Source organism: Plesiomonas sp. (assembly GCF_051650925.1).
GTDB lineage: Bacteria > Pseudomonadota > Gammaproteobacteria > Enterobacterales > CAMTGL01 > Plesiomonas.
Genome location: NZ_JBOFRH010000358.1, coordinates 1 through 2676 on the forward strand (window position 1 = coordinate 1; position 2676 = coordinate 2676).

At 51.8% G+C, this 2676-nt stretch carries 2 protein-coding genes and 1 pseudogene; 1 reads left to right on the forward strand and 2 read right to left on the reverse strand.

Annotation, left to right across the window (positions count from 1 at the left end; all coding sequences use genetic code 11):
* On the reverse strand, window positions 1-634 hold a 634-nt coding region (locus ACRC27_RS08170), incomplete at its 3' end, for a chloride channel protein (RefSeq protein ID WP_438639638.1).
* Between the two features lie 261 nt (window positions 635-895).
* On the opposite strand from ACRC27_RS08170, the gene hemL reads away from it, so the two are divergent.
* The gene (gene hemL, locus ACRC27_RS08175; RefSeq protein ID WP_438639639.1) at window positions 896-2182 is read left to right on the forward strand and encodes a glutamate-1-semialdehyde 2,1-aminomutase; all 1287 of its coding nucleotides are present in this window, start codon (window positions 896-898) and stop codon (window positions 2180-2182) included.
* Between the two features lie 152 nt (window positions 2183-2334).
* On the opposite strand, the pseudogene mrcB reads toward hemL, so the two are convergent.
* Window positions 2335-2676, reverse strand: a pseudogene (gene mrcB, locus ACRC27_RS08180) (bifunctional glycosyl transferase/transpeptidase); the annotation flags it as partial.

The following is a 2676-nucleotide window of genomic DNA, read 5'->3' on the forward strand; positions in this document are numbered from 1 at the left end:
TGTAGCGAAATTGTGGGCGCATCTCTTCAATGACAAACAACACGCCGGCTAATGGCGCATTAAAGGCTGCGGTTAAACCACCGGCGGCTCCGGCGGCCAGCAGAGTATTACGAATCTCCGGATTTTTCCCCATCCGGAACATATCGGCAATCATCTGTGCTACCGCACCGCCCATCTGCACCGTTGGCCCTTCACGCCCGAGTACCATACCCGAGCCTAACGTACCCAATCCGCCAAAAAATTTCACCGGCAATACCCGCCACCAGCGTACCGGACGCAGGCCATCCATTGCACCCTCAATTTCCTGAATACCCGAACCGGCCGCTTCCGGTGCAAATCGGTTCACCAGATAGTAACCAAAGGCTGCAAGCCCAGCGGAAAGAATAAAAACACCCATCCAGACTAGAATGTCGTAATCGGCGATAGAGGCCAGCACATCAACACGTTCAAACTTCACCCATGCCACAAAGTGGTTAAACGCCACCCCAACACCACCGGCACACAAACCGACCAAGGCACACAGTATCAGTACAATCACCGGTGTTTTATCTTGTTCTAGCAGGCGGCGAACCCGACCTGTATTTCCTTGCCTGACAGTGGGCTGTGCAGGTGTACCGTCAATCAAGCCACTCATAGAAGAAACAATCCTAATCTGGGGAATATAAAAATTGTAGTATGAATCGTAGCGTGATCTGCAACACAGATCGCTGCGCTAAATCATTTCGATTACTATATCTGCTTTGCTTTTCCACCCTGTTTTAGTCTATTTGTGTGCATTTGGTGTTAACGCTATGGAATGAGTACTCTGTACACTCCTTGCGTATGTGCCCTTTTTTTAGTGTCATTGCCTGAGCATAATGATCTTAGTGTAGTGACAGATATTCAGGAATTCCGTATGACCAAGTCAGAAACCTTATTTGCTCAGGCTCAAAAAACCATTCCCGGCGGTGTAAACTCACCGGTTCGCGCATTTAACGGCGTTGGCGGTAGCCCGTTGTTTGTGGAGCGGGCAGATGGCGCTTATCTGTTTGATGTAGAAGGTAAGCAGTACACCGATTATGTTGGCTCTTGGGGGCCGATGGTTTTAGGGCATAATCACCCAGCTATCCGCCACGCGGTTATTGAAGCTGCCGAGCGCGGGTTGAGTTTTGGTGCACCGACTGAAATGGAAGTGATCATGGCCGAGCGTGTGACACAGCTGGTGCCTTCCATGGAGTTAATCCGGATGGTTAGCTCTGGTACAGAGGCTACCATGAGTGCGATCCGTTTAGCGCGCGGTTACACAAATCGTGACAAAATAATCAAGTTCGAAGGCTGCTATCACGGCCATGCTGACTCTCTGCTGGTGAAGGCCGGATCGGGGGCGCTGACGCTGGGCCAACCAAACTCACCGGGTGTTCCGGCTGATTTTGCCAAGCATACACTGACCTGTACTTATAATGATCTGGCCTCGGTACAAGCGGCATTCGAGCAGTTCCCGACAGAAATCGCCTGCATTATTATCGAGCCAGTCGCCGGAAATATGAACTGTATCCCGCCAGAAGAGGGCTTTTTACAGGGGCTTCGCGCACTGTGTGATCAGTTTGGCGCTCTGCTGATTATTGATGAGGTGATGACCGGTTTTCGGGTGGCATTAGGCGGCGCACAGGCCTACTACGGCGTGACACCGGATATCACCTGTTTGGGTAAAATTATCGGTGGTGGCATGCCAGTTGGCGCATTTGGTGGTCGCCGCGATGTCATGGCGCATATCGCGCCAACCGGACCTGTGTATCAGGCCGGTACGCTATCGGGTAATCCCATTGCGATGGCAGCAGGTTATGCCTGTTTAACTGAGCTGGCGAAAGCGGGCAATGAAGCACGCCTAAACGCGCTGACCGTGCGTTTGGCTGAGGGCTTACGTGCCGCAGCACAGCGTCAGAATATCGGGGTAGTGGTCAATCAGGTTGGTGGTATGTTCGGTCTGTTCTTTACTGAGGCTGAACGTGTTACCTGTTATCAAGATGTGCTGGCTTGTGATGTGGAGCGCTTTAAGCACTTCTTCCACCTGATGCTGGATGAAGGCCAGTATCTTGCGCCTTCTGCATTTGAGGCCGGTTTTATGTCTTTGGCGCATTCAGAGGCTGACATTGATGAAACGATTGCGGCCGCAGAGCGCTGTTTTGCCAAACTGAGCAAATAACTGCAAGCCGGATTAACACGGGTGTTGCAGTCAGTATATTTTGTAGAACAGTACATTTTGTAGATTAAGTACACTCCGTAGAGATAAAAAAAAGCCGCTGCCCTTTTTTGGGTAGCGGCTTTTTTGTCTGATTTTTTAATCCACGTTGAGCACTACAAGCCCAGTACGTTCTGGATCCAATTTCCCATCTGATCAATAGGATGGGCAGACTCTGACGGCGCAGACGGATACACCGGCTCTGGGCGGGAGCAGAACTGCTCGGGAGAGCTGCTCCACACTGGCAATGTCTGCGCCGCTCCGCAATCAAATGCCCCGCTCGGGCTAACACCAACCCAAGCGATCCCCGGCGGCATTTTAATGACCAACGGCATCGGCGGCAGGTTCTCCAGATAACGACGATACAGAGTCAGCGCACCGTTAGCACCGGTAAGTTTGGCCTCACCGTTATCATCGCGTCCTACCCAGACCGTCACCACGTTTTTACCGTCAATCCC

Coding starts and splice junctions, on each gene's coding strand:
- hemL (WP_438639639.1), top strand. CDS start 896: ATGACCAAGTCAGAAACCTTATTTGCTCAGGCTCAAAAAACCATTCCC.